Origin of the sequence: Shewanella sp. HL-SH4 (assembly GCF_051164845.1) — a bacterium.
In the GTDB taxonomy this organism is placed as follows: Bacteria; Pseudomonadota; Gammaproteobacteria; order Enterobacterales; family Shewanellaceae; genus Shewanella; species Shewanella glacialimarina.
Genome location: NZ_CP195037.1, coordinates 1399435 through 1414491, shown reverse-complemented (window position 1 = coordinate 1414491; position 15057 = coordinate 1399435). Strand labels below are relative to the sequence as shown.

Genomic DNA, 15057 nt, shown 5'->3' with positions numbered 1-15057 from the left:
TTAGCATATTCAGCGAGAGATTACCTATTCAAGCATGAGGTTATGACGATATTTATTAACCTTCATAATAGTCATTTTACCCAAGGGGTTAGCTCAGTTACTATTTTGATCCTGCAGGCTTGATTCGTTTATCAGCTGACTTATATGGATTAATAGTATGAAGTAAGTCGATTTTTGAAACTCGAGTTAATTTGTTTAATATTGATCTACCCAGTGATTATTACCTGTCGTTTAGTGATTACTTATTGCTTATATTAGTTTTTAATTTAGCGATTTCATTCAGCATGGCTATTTGGTTTTGTTCCATCTTAGCTTGATTTGCTTCCATACGTGATAATGCATTTTCTAACTCATTTTTAATCGCTTCTTGATGTGCTTCATTACGCTCAGACGATTCATCGGGGGAGACAAAAACTGAAGCCATATAACCTGAAATTACCCCAAAAAAGCTTACGCCACTGACAATAACAATACCGCCAATGACGTGCCCTAAAGTACTCACTGGATAAAAGTCACCATAGCCTACGGTTGAAATGGTGACTAGTGCCCACCAAATAGCTTGTTCTGCGGTATGAATGTTTGCGCCATCAACACCCGACTCAACGATAAGAATCAGTACTGAAGCGTTAGCTAAAATGAGTACCATCGCTAGCAGCAAACTTGCCAATGTGGCTTGCTTTTTTTGCTTCAACAAAGGTAAAAAAATCGAGCGGCTGGTGCGGATCAGTCGAATAACGCGCAGTATTTGAAATACGCGAGCAATTCTTAATGCTTCTATAGCGGGAATGCTGGCAACAAAATCTATCCAATGATGGCGCCAGTAGTAAGCTTTATTGCGTGCTTTAAACAAGCCCCAAAAAAAGCGACTCATAAAAACAAAACAAATACCGCCGTCGATATACAATAAAATACGATAGGTCTCAGGTTCGAGCTTGCCAAAGGTCAATGCTAAAACAATGATCACCGAGAAAAATGATAAAATCATCATCGCAAAATCAAAAGGATTGAGCGAGTTAATATTTTTAGTAGCCCATCGCTTAGATTTGATCATCAAAAAAGTCCGTTTAGTAAAAGTAGATCTTGGATTCGTTAAGTGGCATTTTTGACATAAAAAAACGCGCTAGGCAAAAGTCTAACGCGTTTTAAGTATTTATTCATTATCGGTAAAACAATGAGTCATTATTTCTTATCGATAAAATGAACCAGATCATCCAATACTCGTTTTTTGATTTCAAGCTGAGCATCTGATGGTAAGGCATATTTTTCGGCTAACAATACATAATCATCAGCGCTTAGCGATACAGTCAACCTAGGGCGCTTAGGGCGTTTAGATACTGACAAACCCAGAATAGTGCGAATTTGATCAGAAGGACTAACGCCGCGATCTAGGGCGGCCTTACGGATAGAATATTGAAATTGCTCATCAATATCAAAAGCCACTTGAGTGGCTTTGGCGGCTTTTTGATTATTTAACCATTTCTCTGGTAATGGTTTACCTTTACTCATAGCGTCGACTCTCCTAGATTAGCTTGCAGGCCAGTATTCGCGGATATCCGTTAAAGGGCGATATAAAGTCAACATGACCTCAGTGTCGCCACCTTCATAAACTTCAATATCAAGCGCGTGAGTGTCTTGGTTATTAATGAGTGAGTAACTTTCAAATGCTTCGCCGCGGGCACCATTTTCATCCTGTGGCGGCTTTTGACCGCGGTAATCTTCACGGTGAAAATAACCAAAACCGGCAAATTCCACTTGATGATAATCGTCGGACAGCCACTGACCAAACTCTTCAGCTGTGTCAGCTGATAGCGTTTGTAAGGTTAGAGTCGCTTTGCCTGGTTCTTCAAAAATTTCAGCAAAAGCATCTAAGTCAAAAAGCTTATCAACGGTGTCGCGATTCACTTTAATAGAAAAACTTAAATAGGCTTCGTCTTCCACCACGTATGACATAAAAATAGGGCTGCCACTGTGACCACGTAATAAGTATTCACATTGCTGCGATCGTTCATATTCGTAAGTGTGGATAGCTTCAACCTTTAGCTGCTGTCCGCGCAATTGCGCGGGCAACGCAAAGCTGTCATCAAGGGTTAACATATCACCCTTGAGCAGCTTATTGGGATGGTCAAGCTGGCGCTTAGGGGCTTCTTTTTTGCCGAATAGGCCGCTTAAAAATCCCATAATCAATTAGCCTTTACGTGCTTTAATACGATCGAGTACTGCATTAGCACTCGACTTTTGCTCACCAATGCCAGCTTCTGCTAATTTGGCGTGTAATGACTTGTCGCTGTTTTCTTCCGCTAATGTTTCAGATGCTTTTAGGCGATCATCAAACTGTTGTTGACGAGCTTTGATGCGCTCTAAAGAATCTTTAGCATTAAGCAGTTTTGAATTGCTTGAGGCGAATGAGTCAGTAATGGTCGCAGTGGCTTTTTGCACGCTTTCAGTGGTCTTTACCATGCTTAATTGACGTTGGTAATCAGATAACTGGCGTTCAGTTTTCTTAACCAAATCTTTAAGGCGAACAGCATGCGAGCTAAAGCTATCATTGGCAGTCTGTTGCTCAGATAACTCTTGGTCAAGTTGAGCAATTTTTTCTGAAATTTCAATTGCTAAAGCTTCATTACCTTTCTCAAGCGCTTGAGTGACATAACCTTCATGCTCAGCAATACTGCGCTTTAAGCGGTCAACTTCACGATTGGCTTGCATTTCTTTCGCCATCACGTCAGTTAACTCGCGCTTGGCGTTGGTTAAATGTTTTTCTGCATCACGAATTTCTTGTTCAAAAATACGTGTTGAGTTTGCGTCAACAATGCTTTGACCAACTTCTGTCGCGCCGCCACGAAATGCGGTTAGGATTTTATTTAAAATGCCCATAATTGACTCCTTAATTCAAAAACTCTGAGAGTTCATCGATCACTTCCAAACAGTTGTCTGAAAGTACTGCTAATTCTTGCTCAATCTCTTCCATACTGGACTCGACTGATAATGCACCGTAAACCACATATTTATCATCGATTTTTGCGAATGAAGATAGTGGCATTGGAATGTTGAGCTCTAACATGGTCTCAAACATTTCTGCGCGGCGTGATTGATTGACTTCATCTTCGCCCCATAAGTAACTGATGCACAATATTTGGTTGTCAGTCACTGAGACAAAAACCGGAATTTCTTCTCGGCCAACAACGTTGACTTGAAGCACTTCTACTTCCCCGTCAATGGGGTAACAATCAAATTGAAAACCGGTACGGCTTTTGTCACAAAGACCATTTAAGTGGTTAGCAATAGTGTGGATGTTCATAGTTGTCCTTATATGACATATTATGTCTGTGTTAAAGATAGCATCAAGACATAATATGTCAAGTGCTATCGTGTCCATTAAAAAAGATTCATCACTTCATTTTCAGACCATGCAGCTAAATGATAATGGTAAAGCTGTAATGAGCCAATGTGGTTGATTTTGACATCTTGTTGTTCAGCATAGTAATTGCCAGGAAATTCGAATGCTCCGTTGACTAAGCCTAAGGTGAGCCAGTCGCTTTGAATAGGCAGTTGAGGAAGTGCCGCCAACCTATGTTTAGGTGATAAACCTTGTTTACTGCCAATGCTCCAGCCCCATTCGCCAAAGCTGGGGACATTATGGTGGAACTGGTCGACTTTAAAGCCAGCAGACGCTAGGGTTTTGCCAATAGAGATAAAGGCTTTAGGGGCATGATAAGGTGAGGTTGATTGTACGGTGATAATACCATCGGCACTGAGTAGCTCATTTAGCTTACGATAGAATAAATCGGAATAAAGTTTATTTAAATCAGGGTGACTAGGGTCTGGTAAGTCAACAATGATGGCATCAAAGTGTTGACCTTGCGCAATTAAGCTATCTACCCCATTAAAGGCATCATCATTGATAAGTGTCAATCTGGGGTCATTTAAACTATTGCCGTTCAATTCCAGCATTGCTTTGCTTAAAAAAGCTGGCATGTCATCGGGAGGTGACTTAAATAAGCTGACTAAGTCTTTATCTAAATCTATAAGGGTGACTGTTTTAGGTTCCCAAGCAAGTACTTGTTTTAGACCTAGACCATCGCCGCCACCAATAATTAACACATTGTCATGGCGTGCACTGGCTGCCAAGGTCGGGTGAACCAAGAAGTTATGGTAAATATGTTCATCACTACTGGAAAACTGTAATCGGCCGTTGATATACAAATTATAAACTGGGGCTAATCCATTACCTCGTAACCGCTCGGTAAAAGTGAGCTGTTGAAAACGGGTTGATTTTGCATATACGACTTTATCTTTGTATAACAAATTATTGAAATGTTGTTCCCACTGTGGCCCTTTGGTTGCCAATAGTCCAATGCAGACGCTAGCAATGATATGCCCGACAAGTAGCCATTTTGCATGGTTGATATTATGCCAAAAGCGCCAAATGAAAATAGCGCCAGCAATCAGGTTTACACTGGCGGTGAGTGCGGCAGCAAGTTGGATATCTATCGATAACATAAAGAATACCCAAATAGCAGCACCAATCCCTGCACCTACGTAATCCGCACCGTAAATCGTCCCCGCATTATGGAGTAAATGCGCTTCTGAAAGCGACTGCCTGACCCTGGCGATCAGCGGGATTTCCATACCAATCATCAGGCCTAATATTACTCCCCAAACATAGGGAAGGTATTCACTTAGCGACTGTAATGTGGCAATAAAGCCACCGTTTGGCAGTTGATCTGGTGGCAAACCTAAGTTACTGGCAATAGCCAATGGCAGTTGTTGCCCAAAGCCAATAACTGCCGCGGTAATGATGATGGCGAACGAGCCACACAAGGCGACACTTAGTTCTAAAATGGCAAAACCGGTGAAAGCACATTTGATTTTACGTGCGGCAAATGCGCCAACTCCCATAGAGACAATCATTAAGCCGATCATGGTGTAAATAGCGGCTTCTAACGCGCCTAATATTCTTCCAGCATAATGTGAAAGTAGGTACTCATAGATTAAACCACAACCTGCAAGCAGTGCCATAATGCCCAGCAGTAAGGCATCATCAAACCAGGTGATACGTTTATTTATAGGTAAAGTTGGAGAGGCAGCATCACTTTGCTTGAAATCCTCCGCTGTTGATTGAGGTGTTTGTGTTTCAAGCAAAGTGTTAGACATAGTTGTTAAGCCATTAATGCCGTTAAGATTAGGGCAACAGCAATGCTGATTGCCATTTCAACCGCGGCAATACCGATGTTGTGTTGTTTTTCGACTTCTTCGGCTAAGTTAATACCAGCAAGGACTAACTTTTTGACTAGCATGATAACCAAACTCATCAGCACTAGCATCACAAAAGAGAAAATTAACCAGCCGATAAGATTACCCACATAGGCGGTTGGAATGTATAGAATAAAGTGGCTGGCGGCATTAAAGCTAAGTGCCATCGCAATCATATAACCGCTGTGACGTATCGCTAGAGCTGTTTGTCCTTGTTTTAACGCTTGTTGCATTGAGGCATCTTGATTACGTTTGGCATAACGGCTTTCACGCAAGCGAGTTAAAATAACTAAGATTAATTGTGACACTAAAAACGCGCTGAAAATGGCAATGAAAGTGTCGATAGTGATGTCTTCTACCCACATTAATACGGCGCGAATTATAATCGCCGTTGCGATAGCTGCCGCAGCATCTACTATAGCAACTGATACATTACCCTTAAGTATTTCATCACTTTTATTAAATTCATTTAAGGCAATTTTGTCATGGAGATAACGCCCTAGCTTAATCAGTACTAGCCCGAAAAAACCGTAGGCGGTCATGCCGATGGCTTCTGTGGTATATGATATTGCCGCTTCTCCGGTTATTGCGCCTGTTAGCACAATACCTAAAGCAGCGACTGCGCCAGCAGTGCTAATACCAAAGGCAAAATTATCGCGTACTGCCAGTTCTTGGGTGCTATTAACCTTAATTGACCAGCCCTGCAAATAACGCATTAAGGCTAATAAGATAACTGCGATAGTTAAATCAATCGCAAGAATAATGAGTAGTGGCTCTGTGATGCCATATTGTTGAAGAAATGTCATTGTCAGTCCTACCTATTTGCCACGACTAATGCCGCGAGTGGTGCGGCTACTTGAATTACGGAAACTACTCGTTTTTGAATAGTTTGAACGAAACTTATTGCTTGCTGTACGGGTTGTACTACTGGCTTTAGGGGCACTAGTACTTTGACGAGATAAGCTGGTTGATCCTGTACGAGGTTTAGCGTACGGGCTATCAAACTTTTTACCTTGGCTGGCGAAGCTTTTTTTGGTTTGCTCATAGGTTTTAGCCTGCGAGGTTGCTTGCTGAGGTGAGGTGTAGCGATAGCGGCCGACATCATTGTAGTAGCTATAGCCACGGCGGCTTGACCAATTGTCATAACGAATAGGGCGTTGGAAGACATTAGAGAACATCGCATACATGCCATACCAAGCCCAAAACGATGTACCGCTTGAGTTCGATTGCCAACTGCCATAAGACGGATTACCTACCAATTGACTGCCTGGACCAAAATCTTCACTGCCATTGGCTAACGCTGCCGCTTCACGGCTAATAGAATTTACTCGAGCTAATTTACCTTGAGATAAATCGGCAACCACGTTAACCGGGTCTGACAACATATCGTTATACAAGCTGGTGTCAGTGGCTTGGTAGACGTTTTCCGCTTCAGCCAGTTGCTGGTCTAAGTCAATAAAATTAGCCGCATTCGCCAAGTCAGCATTGCGACGCAGCAAAGATTGGTACATAGGCCCAAGGGTGGTGGCATCTAATGCCAGCTCACTGATTAATGGCGCAAGATCAGGACTTTGCCTAGTGAGCAATTCACTGTATTGCTTTAACAAGGTTGCATTGCGTAATTGACCACTTTCAAGACCGCTTTTTAGTTGCGCTAAACGCTGTGTGGTTAATTGTTGATATTTTGCGATTTGCTCAGGTCGATCATCACCGCAGCCCGTAAGATTTAGGCCGATAAAAAGCATGATAAAAAACGTGAATACACGGGGAAACTTGCCAGCCATGTTTTCTCCAAGTGTTATAAAATTCATGTGCATAGGGCACAATTTTTAATGTGCGTATAGTACAGGGTATAGTATCTTGAGTATATTAACCTTAACTCCAAATAGTAAAAGCACTTAAAGCGTTATTTGTTCTGCTCACAGTACAGAATTCAGTCGTAATTGGCTCGTTGTTGGTGGCCAAATTACCTTTGAAAACAAAATTACGTAAATGCTTAAGATGACAGTTTATATTCTAAGTCATATTAACTCGGTCACTCATCTCTTGTTTTTGAGTTAAAAATAAAAAAACTTCAGGTTCAAGATATAACATTCTTGACATATTATGTCTAACAGAGAATTTGAACAAAGGATAATTATCGCCATGCCATCTCAAAGTAACAAGGTATTATCTGCACAAATACAGCAAGTAGCAGAAAGTTACTGGTTAAGATTAGTCGACCTCTGGCCTGAGGCTACGACGCTGACTAATGTTCAGCAAACCGAGCTGCGCACTGTATTAGGACTAAGTGATTATATTGCTGATCAGTTATGCCGTAATCCTCAATGGATACCTCAGCTTTTTAACGGTTTGCTCGATGAAGTGGTGCGGGCTGACTTTGGTAAAGAACTGGATCAAATCCTGACAGCGCTCACTACTGAAGATCAAGTTAAGTCGGCGTTGCGTCTATTTCGTAATAAGCAAATGGTACGACTGGCATGGCGAGATTTTGCTAATTACGCAAAACTAGAAGACTCTTTAGTTGATTTGTCTGCGTTAGCCGAAGCATTAGTGATTGCGGCAAGAGACTGGCTTTATAGAGATACTTGCCAACAACTGGGCACACCTACCGATTCTGAGGGTAAACCGCAGCCTTTATTGATTCTCGGTATGGGTAAATTAGGTGGCCGAGAGCTTAATTTCTCTTCTGATATCGATTTAATATTCACCTTTCCTGAACATGGCGAAACGGTGGGCGGCCGCCGTGCGATAGCTAATCAGCAGTTTTTTATTCGTATGGGACAGAAGCTAGTTAACCTGCTTGATCAAGTCACCGCCGATGGTTTTGTGTTCCGAGTTGATATGCGTCTGCGTCCCTATGGCGAAAGCGGGCCTTTAGTGGTCAGCTTTGCCGGCCTTGAAGATTATTACCAGGAACAAGGACGCGACTGGGAACGTTACGCCATGGTAAAAGCCAGAGTACTTGGCCCCTGGACCGCTTACTGTGACGAGTTACATGGCTTATTACGTCCGTTTGTATATCGCCGTTATATTGATTTTTCTGCGATTGAGTCATTGCGAAAAATGAAGCAAATGATTGCCCAGGAAGTGCGTCGCCGCCAATTAACCGACAACATTAAGCTCGGCGCTGGTGGCATTCGTGAAGTGGAGTTCGTGGTGCAAAGTTTTCAGTTAATTCGGGGAGGACGTGAACCTGCACTGCGTCAGCAAAGCTTATTTGGCGCGATTGATATTTTATACAGTTTAGGGCAACTGGAATACTTAGCTGTTGATGAGTTAAAACATGCTTATATTTTATTGCGCAGAGTTGAAAACTTGCTGCAAGCCATTGATGACAAACAAACCCAGACATTACCGAATAATTCATTGGACTGGGAACGTTTATGTTACAGCATGGGGTTAACCAACGAAACGGATTTGCGCACTCATATTGAAGCGGCTATGGCAAAAATTCATGGTCATTTTAATGCCACAGTAGGTGGCAGTGATTCACATGAACATAGCGATCATTGGACAAGTTTGTTTTGGAATATTCAGCAAGATGATCATGCTGATAATTTATTGCAAGAACAACAAATTGAAGACCCTGAATTATGGCCACTTCTCAGTGACTGGCGTAATACCGTTTCTAAGCGATCAATTGGCCCCCGAGGTCGAGAAACCCTAGACCGGTTAATGCCAAAATTGCTAGAAGAGTTAACGGTTCAAACTAAACCCAGTTTGGCATTTAAGCCGGTATCTAAGGTGTTGGATAAAATATTAACCCGCACCACTTATCTTGAATTGTTATGTGAAAATCCAGGCGCCCGTCAACAATTGGTCAGTTTATGTTGTGCCAGTCCGTGGATAGCTAAAGAGTTAGCCAACTTTCCAATGCTGTTAGATGAGCTAATCGATCCCGCTCAACTATATGATATTACGTCGATTGATGACTATCCAAGCGAGCTGCGACAATATCTGCTGCGTGTGCCAGAAGATGATATGGAGCAGCAAATGGAAGCTTTGCGCCAGTTTAAGTTATCGCAACAGCTAAAGATTGCCGCGGCAGATGTCACCGGAGTATTACCTGTTATGCAAGTGAGCGACCACCTCACTTATTTGGCTGAAGCTATCATTGAGCAAGTTGTATTACATGCTTGGCATCAAATCGCTGCACGCCACGGTGTGCCTCAAGGAACCTCTCCAAATGAGATGGGTTTTGCGGTTATTGGATACGGTAAATTAGGCGGCATTGAGCTGGGCTATGGTTCAGATTTAGATTTAGTCTTCTTACACGGTAATAACATTGCGGGGACGACTGATGGCGAACGGCCAATAGACAACAGTCATTTTTATTTAAAATTAGCTCAACGCATAGTACATTTATTTGCGACTCGTACCACCTCAGGTGAATTGTATGAAGTTGACATGCGCCTACGTCCATCGGGATCCTCAGGATTGTTAGTGAGTGAAATTGAACGCTTTGGTGAGTATCAAATGCAAGATGCATGGACTTGGGAGCATCAAGCCTTAGTGCGTTCGAGATTTGTATTTGGCGACCATGAGTTAGCCCATCGTTTTAGCTTACTAAGGGCGCAAGTATTACAAATTCAGCGCGATAAAAATGAACTGGCCACCGCTGTAAGGGATATGCGTATCAAAATGCGAGATCACTTGTTGCAGGCAAGCGCTGGCATGTTTAACTTAAAACAAAGTGAGGGTGGAATTGCGGATATCGAATTTATCGCCCAGTTTATGGTATTGGCTTATGCACATCAATACCAAGAGCTAACCATATGGTCAGACAATGTGCGCATCTTTGAAGTGTTGGCTGATTTAGAACTGATGCCGGTGATGCAAGCGCAGCACTTAACTCAAACCTATTGTTGGCTAAGAGATCACAATCATGAGCTCACGTTACAACAAATGGGCAGTCAAATTAATCAAGACTTGGTTAAGAATAAAACCGATACCGTGATTGAAATTTATCGCCATATTCTTGAAATGAAGTATTAATATCATAACTGGTATAGCTAAAACTGAAACAGGTTAACTTTAGATAAAGTTAACCTGTTTTGTTATATGGCTTTGAACTGATGCTGACAGTGATTAGCTCACGACTAATTTTTCAATCCAAATTTGATACAAAGGTAAGCCGATAAGCACGTTAACAGGGAAGGTTATTCCCAATGATGCCAGCATAGCTAAACCAATATTGGCATCGGGGATTGCCGCTTTAATTGCAGCGGGTGCGGCTATATATGAAGCACTGGCGCTTAACCCTGCCAATACAAGAATACTGCCTGAAGGTAAATCTAGCATCAAGCCTAAGCCAATGCCTACCCAGGCTAAAACAAAAGGAGCTATTGCTGCAAAAGCCAGTAAGCGCCATTGTTTATAAGGCAGTGGAAAGCACACTTTTGCTGTGCTAATCCCCATTTCTAATAAGAACAACGCTAAAAGTGTTTTAAAACCACCCATTAAAATGGGGGTTAATGGCGCCATACCCTCATTGCCATACAGCCAGCCGATAACCACACCACCACACAGTAACACCACTCCGCGACTGGTCAGTGCTTCATGCAATACACTGCCATGGGAAGCGGTTGTTATTTGAGGGTTATTTTTAGCTTCTAAATGACGGTGCAGCCATAACATAATAATAATAGCGGGTAATTCTAATAGCACTAAGTAAAGTGTGGTTTCAGGGCGTAAAGGTAAATCAGAATAATCGACCATAGCTAATACAACCGCAAACGTACCAGCGCTAACCGAGCCATAATGAGCAGCAATACTGATGGCTTCTTTTTGTTCGAGTTGTATCGCTTTACGTAAAATGGGGTATAGGGTGAGAGGGATAATAAAACCCAGCGCAATAATGGCAACCAGTTCACTTATTTGTAGGTTATGCGTTTCACCATGTAATGCCATACCGCCTTTTAAGCCAAGGGTTAGCATCAGTAAAATGGTCAGGGTTTCATAGGTGGCTTTAGGGACTTTAAGATCTGATTTAATTAATCCAGCAAGCAGACCTAAGGCAAAAAAAGCAATGACAATATCAGGCATAGTAGCTCATGTTCTCGTTATGGATGAAATTTCATTCGATAATTTTATGGGCTGATTGTGCCTTGTATTCGTATTTGATAGCAATGTTTTATCAATGAAACTGCGATATGATGCTTACGATAAATGAAGAGCTGTATTCAATGGCTAAAGTGACTTAGATAACGTGAAGAGAGTGCTATGAAAAACGAAATTGATATCCATAGGGCCTTACGGGTCTTTAATAAAGTGACCCAATATGGTGAGAAAACATCAGATACCGCAGAATCGGTCTATCACTTATGCGGCATTAACGCGCTAACAGGTTTTGATGGCTATACCATTACCTTAAGCGATGCGCAGGTAAAGTTAGATATTTTCTTTCATAACAAATACCAGTTTGATTACCCTAATAACGAAGCGTTAGATAATTTTTTAAAGCGCTTTAGTGATGTAGAAAAATTTACCCGCGATTAGGTTATAACCAGCGGCGCATTTCAATTAATCTGCTATAGGTACGTTTAAACGCAAATGATAATTCACCGCCTTGGTATAGATTTTCAAGCGGGATATGTGAATGTATTATAAGGCAGACTTTTTGATCATATAGTTCATCCACCAGGCTGATAAAGCGGCGAGTCGGATCATCTTGTATTGAATAGGCGAGTTGTCTTTCTCCGGTGCTGGTGGCGATAACACCATCTTCAGTGCCTCGTGCTTTAATCCAGCTTCGAATTTCACCGCCTAATGCTGGCACCTCACTGAGTAAAATTGCCTTAAATTGTCCTGCTAACTCGATATAGTCCAGCGCACTTCTAGGGCCATTGCATAGTGCATCAAATTCAAACCAAGCAAGAGTGTCTATGGCATTTTCGATCGGAATAGGTCGCTGACAAATAGAGATAATGTTTGCCGTAAATGGCTTGTTTTTATCAATCGCTAAAGCGGTATTGTGCTGTAACAGCTTATAAACACTCGGCGCATCGAGCTTGGACGGCAAAGTAAATAAGGGGTTATGTAATGCAGTACCTGACTGTAGATGATGTTGCTGGCCGCAAGCTGAATAGGCACTCAAGCGATGATCGACGCTACCATTAAGGTGAATTTCTTGGGTATGGTGTTTCAGTAACTCAATAGTGGGTAAAAAGCGATCCCGTTGTAAGCCGCCTTTATACAACTCATTAATGGTTATATTAGAGGTGGCGACTAATATTACCCCCTCGGCAAATAATGTCTCAAATAGGCGTGCTAGTAAAATCGCATCGCCAATATCGGCAACAAAAAACTCATCGAAGCAAATCAAACGATATTGTTGTGCAATATCTTTGGCGATGTGGGTGAGCGGATCTCTAATGCCAGTGGTTTGATTTAGACGCTGGTGCAGCATGGCCATAAATCGATGAAAATGCAGGCGTAACTTGGGTGTATTAGTGATGCTTTGATAAAACAAATCCATCAAAAACGTTTTTCCGCGGCCGACATCCCCCCACAAATAAATCCCTTTTATGTCATGGTCATTACCTGAAGATCGTAATTGGTAGTACAGCGAGTCTAATGCTTGCAAGGCCACAGATTGCGCGGCATCAGGCTGTAAGCTTATTTGGCTTAGGGCCTGGTACTGTGAAAGGGGCGATAATGTCATAATGGGATTCAAAGGAATAAACGGCATTAGTATAACTCAGTTCAATTTTATCATGGGTCGCGTTTATGCTCAGTTTGATGTAAATTTGCAACACCCCTAATCTGTAAAGGATAAAATAATGAACAATAAAAGCAAGGGTGTAACTTACATTGGGGCGGATATGTCGCTCAAGGGTGAGATCGACATTCAAGGTCCTGCATTGATAGCGGGCAAAATTACCGGCGTAGTTCGTTCTAGTGATGAAGTTAAAATAGAGCCCTGTGGGGTAATAGATGGCGAGGTATATTGCCAAGAGTTACGTGTAAGCGGCACGCTAAAAGGCAAATTGTTTTGTAATAAACTGGTGATTATTAGCACAGGTGTTGTTGAGGCCGATGTGTCGAGTCACGATATGGAAATATATGATGGTGGCCAATTTATTGGTATGCGGACAAAAGGTCCTGATGCCGGTGTGTTACCTGTATCAAGTGATAGTGACACTAGTCAGATTTCTCAGCCAGCAAACTCTAGCGATAATTGTCAAACTGAAATAGTGGCCCCCAACTCACTCAAAACAACAACTAGCGCGTCCTTAAATAAAGATCAAAAAACCAAGGCATCTTCCAATAAAGTCTTACTCGGTTTTGGTGCTGTTGCTGTCGCAGCTTTGTTAGGCTGGCAATCTGGCGCATTAACTCAGTTTGCACAAACGCCAAAGGTAAGTTCTGAACCTGCACTTTTTACCCCATCATCTGAACCGGCACAATCAATAACCGAGCGTAATGCCGTTAAGTTATTGAATGATGTTCAAACTGAACAATTTTTTGTTGAACAGAAGGAAGAGCTTATCAATGCTGGGTTAGCGGATCCTAATGTGGCAATGGAGGATTTACAGGCAATGGAAACATCCAATGCACTAATGTCAGGCAATATAGATACATTATCTAAAGAGTCAATGGCGGCAAGCGAGCAAGTAGCCGATAACATAAAAAGCTCAGATGTAGTGAAAGCCGTTGCAGATTCAAAAAGCACTGAAGACAAAGAAGACAAGATAGCCGCTAAGGTTAGCGCGATTACTGATGCGGTGAATAAGACACAAACAGATGACTAATTGACTTGCAGCAAAGTGGCTAGGTGCAATTATGCGGTAGCGAAAATCTCATTAAAGTAAAAAAGACCCATATAATATGGGTCTTTTTTATACAAAATTTCTATGATTAAGCACAAGCTTTGCTATATAACGCAGTTTAGTCGCACAGATATTTAAGGATTGATACGTGTTGGAATACCAGTACGTTGCTCTAATAAGCGTTTTAGTACAAAAGAATCTGTTTCAGCGTGTGCAATAAAGCGAGTCGTTTCTTTATTGAAAGTTAATGCTACAGGTTCGTTAGATTCAAATTCATTTTGTGTTTTAGACAGTGGTTGATGTACTTCTAAATAACGATTGCCATCAGGTTCAGCGGTGTATTTAACCGGTTGATTAACAAACTCGACTCGGGTGCCCACAGGAACTGTATTAAATAAATGCTCTATATCATCATGACGTAAGCGGATACAGCCTTGGCTTATCCGTAAGCCGATACCAAAAGTAGCATTGGTGCCATGAATAGCGAAAAGGTTACCGATATAAAGGGCGTACAAACCCATAGGATTATCAGGGCCTGCTGGCCATACAGCCGGTAAGGTTATACCTTTGGCTTCATAGATTTTACGGGTTGTAGCGGTAGGCGTCCAGGTTGGATTTGCGCGCTTACGTTGTACCGTTGTTACCCAGCTTTCTGGTGTGTCTCTACCAATTTGGCCAATACCAATAGGTAATACTTCAACGGTATTAGTCCCTTTAGGATAGTAATACAAACGCATTTCAGCCACGTTGATGACTATGCCTTCCTGCTTGGTATTAGGTAAAATTAATTGATGTGGGATCACCAAAGTGCTACCTGGAGTTGGTAGAAATGGGTCAACACCAGGGTTTGCTTCTAACACATTGGTTAACCCTAATTGAAATTGTGATGCAATATCTTCCAGTGTCAGTTTACCTTCGGGCACCACATAATGTTGGTTTTCACCTACTAATAAACTGCCTTTGGCAGGTAAGCGATATTCTAATGCAATACTATTGAAGCTAACTATTGCCATAGTTGCAGTAAAAACGG

Annotated in this window: 14 protein-coding genes; 3 read left to right on the top strand and 11 right to left on the bottom strand. The window is 41.9% G+C overall.

Features of this window, described 5'->3' with window-relative positions:
• Nucleotides 1–238: 238 nt before the first annotated feature.
• The 8 genes from ACRWQL_RS07095 to ACRWQL_RS07060 all read right to left on the bottom strand — a co-directional run bounded on the left by ACRWQL_RS07095 (nucleotide 239) and on the right by ACRWQL_RS07060 (nucleotide 7037).
• Nucleotides 239–1051 carry an ion transporter gene (locus ACRWQL_RS07095; RefSeq protein ID WP_434952888.1) on the bottom strand — a complete coding sequence of 271 codons (813 nt, stop codon included), beginning with the start codon at nucleotides 1049–1051 and terminating at the stop codon, nucleotides 239–241.
• Nucleotides 1052–1179: 128 nt separating this feature from the next.
• Nucleotides 1180–1506 (bottom strand): hypothetical protein, encoded by a 327-nt coding sequence (locus tag ACRWQL_RS07090; RefSeq protein WP_226411137.1) that lies wholly within the window; start codon nucleotides 1504–1506, stop codon nucleotides 1180–1182.
• Nucleotides 1507–1524: 18 nt separating this feature from the next.
• On the bottom strand, nucleotides 1525–2178 hold the full coding sequence (locus tag ACRWQL_RS07085) for a hypothetical protein (RefSeq protein WP_226411135.1): 654 nt from the start codon (nucleotides 2176–2178) through the stop codon (nucleotides 1525–1527).
• A 6-nt stretch (nucleotides 2179–2184) separates the two neighbouring features.
• Nucleotides 2185–2874: a PspA/IM30 family protein gene (locus tag ACRWQL_RS07080; protein ID WP_434952887.1), complete on the bottom strand. Its 690-nt coding sequence runs from the start codon at nucleotides 2872–2874 to the stop codon at nucleotides 2185–2187.
• A 10-nt stretch (nucleotides 2875–2884) separates the two neighbouring features.
• Complete coding sequence (locus tag ACRWQL_RS07075; protein ID WP_226411131.1) at nucleotides 2885–3298, bottom strand: YjfI family protein; 414 nt, start codon at nucleotides 3296–3298, stop codon at nucleotides 2885–2887.
• A gap of 77 nt (nucleotides 3299–3375) precedes the next feature.
• Complete coding sequence (locus ACRWQL_RS07070; protein WP_434952886.1) at nucleotides 3376–5154, bottom strand: polyamine aminopropyltransferase; 1779 nt, start codon at nucleotides 5152–5154, stop codon at nucleotides 3376–3378.
• Between the two features lie 5 nt (nucleotides 5155–5159).
• Complete coding sequence (locus ACRWQL_RS07065; RefSeq protein WP_226411127.1) at nucleotides 5160–6059, bottom strand: DUF350 domain-containing protein; 900 nt, start codon at nucleotides 6057–6059, stop codon at nucleotides 5160–5162.
• A 12-nt stretch (nucleotides 6060–6071) separates the two neighbouring features.
• Nucleotides 6072–7037 carry a hypothetical protein gene (locus ACRWQL_RS07060; RefSeq protein ID WP_434928293.1) on the bottom strand — a complete coding sequence of 322 codons (966 nt, stop codon included), beginning with the start codon at nucleotides 7035–7037 and terminating at the stop codon, nucleotides 6072–6074.
• A gap of 361 nt (nucleotides 7038–7398) precedes the next feature.
• On the opposite strand from ACRWQL_RS07060, the gene glnE reads away from it, so the two are divergent.
• On the top strand, nucleotides 7399–10251 hold the full coding sequence (gene glnE / locus ACRWQL_RS07055; RefSeq protein WP_434952885.1) for a bifunctional [glutamate--ammonia ligase]-adenylyl-L-tyrosine phosphorylase/[glutamate--ammonia-ligase] adenylyltransferase: 2853 nt from the start codon (nucleotides 7399–7401) through the stop codon (nucleotides 10249–10251).
• 93 nt (nucleotides 10252–10344) lie between these two features.
• Here the strand turns inward: glnE and ACRWQL_RS07050 are convergent, their stop codons facing one another.
• Entirely contained in the window at nucleotides 10345–11301 is a 957-nt protein-coding gene (locus ACRWQL_RS07050) for a sodium-dependent bicarbonate transport family permease (protein WP_434952884.1), read from the bottom strand.
• A gap of 177 nt (nucleotides 11302–11478) precedes the next feature.
• Here ACRWQL_RS07050 and ACRWQL_RS07045 point away from each other — a divergent pair, with 177 nt between their 5' ends.
• A complete protein-coding gene (locus tag ACRWQL_RS07045) occupies nucleotides 11479–11754 on the top strand; it encodes a DUF3081 domain-containing protein (RefSeq protein WP_434952883.1) in 276 nt (91 codons plus the stop codon).
• Nucleotide 11755: 1 nt separating this feature from the next.
• Here the strand turns inward: ACRWQL_RS07045 and zapE are convergent, their stop codons facing one another.
• Nucleotides 11756–12919: a cell division protein ZapE gene (zapE, locus tag ACRWQL_RS07040; protein ID WP_434952882.1), complete on the bottom strand. Its 1164-nt coding sequence runs from the start codon at nucleotides 12917–12919 to the stop codon at nucleotides 11756–11758.
• A gap of 118 nt (nucleotides 12920–13037) precedes the next feature.
• Here zapE and ACRWQL_RS07035 point away from each other — a divergent pair, with 118 nt between their 5' ends.
• Nucleotides 13038–14009: a bactofilin family protein gene (locus ACRWQL_RS07035; RefSeq protein ID WP_434952881.1), complete on the top strand. Its 972-nt coding sequence runs from the start codon at nucleotides 13038–13040 to the stop codon at nucleotides 14007–14009.
• A gap of 152 nt (nucleotides 14010–14161) precedes the next feature.
• On the opposite strand, the gene ACRWQL_RS07030 is transcribed toward ACRWQL_RS07035, so the two are convergent.
• Nucleotides 14162–15040 (bottom strand): L,D-transpeptidase family protein, encoded by an 879-nt coding sequence (locus ACRWQL_RS07030; RefSeq protein ID WP_404830064.1) that lies wholly within the window; start codon nucleotides 15038–15040, stop codon nucleotides 14162–14164.
• Between the last annotated feature and the right edge of the window lie 17 nt (nucleotides 15041–15057).

Excerpts from the sequence above, each read along its gene's own strand:
- ACRWQL_RS07095 (WP_434952888.1), bottom strand. The coding sequence starts at position 1,051 with ATGATCAAATCTAAGCGATGGGCTACTAAAAATATTAACTCGCTCAAT.
- ACRWQL_RS07090 (WP_226411137.1), bottom strand. The coding sequence starts at position 1,506 with ATGAGTAAAGGTAAACCATTACCAGAGAAATGGTTAAATAATCAAAAA.
- ACRWQL_RS07085 (WP_226411135.1), bottom strand. The coding sequence starts at position 2,178 with ATGGGATTTTTAAGCGGCCTATTCGGCAAAAAAGAAGCCCCTAAGCGC.
- ACRWQL_RS07080 (WP_434952887.1), bottom strand. The coding sequence starts at position 2,874 with ATGGGCATTTTAAATAAAATCCTAACCGCATTTCGTGGCGGCGCGACA.
- ACRWQL_RS07075 (WP_226411131.1), bottom strand. The coding sequence starts at position 3,298 with ATGAACATCCACACTATTGCTAACCACTTAAATGGTCTTTGTGACAAA.
- ACRWQL_RS07070 (WP_434952886.1), bottom strand. The coding sequence starts at position 5,154 with ATGTCTAACACTTTGCTTGAAACACAAACACCTCAATCAACAGCGGAG.
- ACRWQL_RS07065 (WP_226411127.1), bottom strand. The coding sequence starts at position 6,059 with ATGACATTTCTTCAACAATATGGCATCACAGAGCCACTACTCATTATT.
- ACRWQL_RS07060 (WP_434928293.1), bottom strand. The coding sequence starts at position 7,037 with ATGGCTGGCAAGTTTCCCCGTGTATTCACGTTTTTTATCATGCTTTTT.
- glnE (WP_434952885.1), top strand. The coding sequence starts at position 7,399 with ATGCCATCTCAAAGTAACAAGGTATTATCTGCACAAATACAGCAAGTA.
- ACRWQL_RS07050 (WP_434952884.1), bottom strand. The coding sequence starts at position 11,301 with ATGCCTGATATTGTCATTGCTTTTTTTGCCTTAGGTCTGCTTGCTGGA.
- ACRWQL_RS07045 (WP_434952883.1), top strand. The coding sequence starts at position 11,479 with ATGAAAAACGAAATTGATATCCATAGGGCCTTACGGGTCTTTAATAAA.
- zapE (WP_434952882.1), bottom strand. The coding sequence starts at position 12,919 with ATGACATTATCGCCCCTTTCACAGTACCAGGCCCTAAGCCAAATAAGC.
- ACRWQL_RS07035 (WP_434952881.1), top strand. The coding sequence starts at position 13,038 with ATGAACAATAAAAGCAAGGGTGTAACTTACATTGGGGCGGATATGTCG.
- ACRWQL_RS07030 (WP_404830064.1), bottom strand. The coding sequence starts at position 15,040 with ATGGCAATAGTTAGCTTCAATAGTATTGCATTAGAATATCGCTTACCT.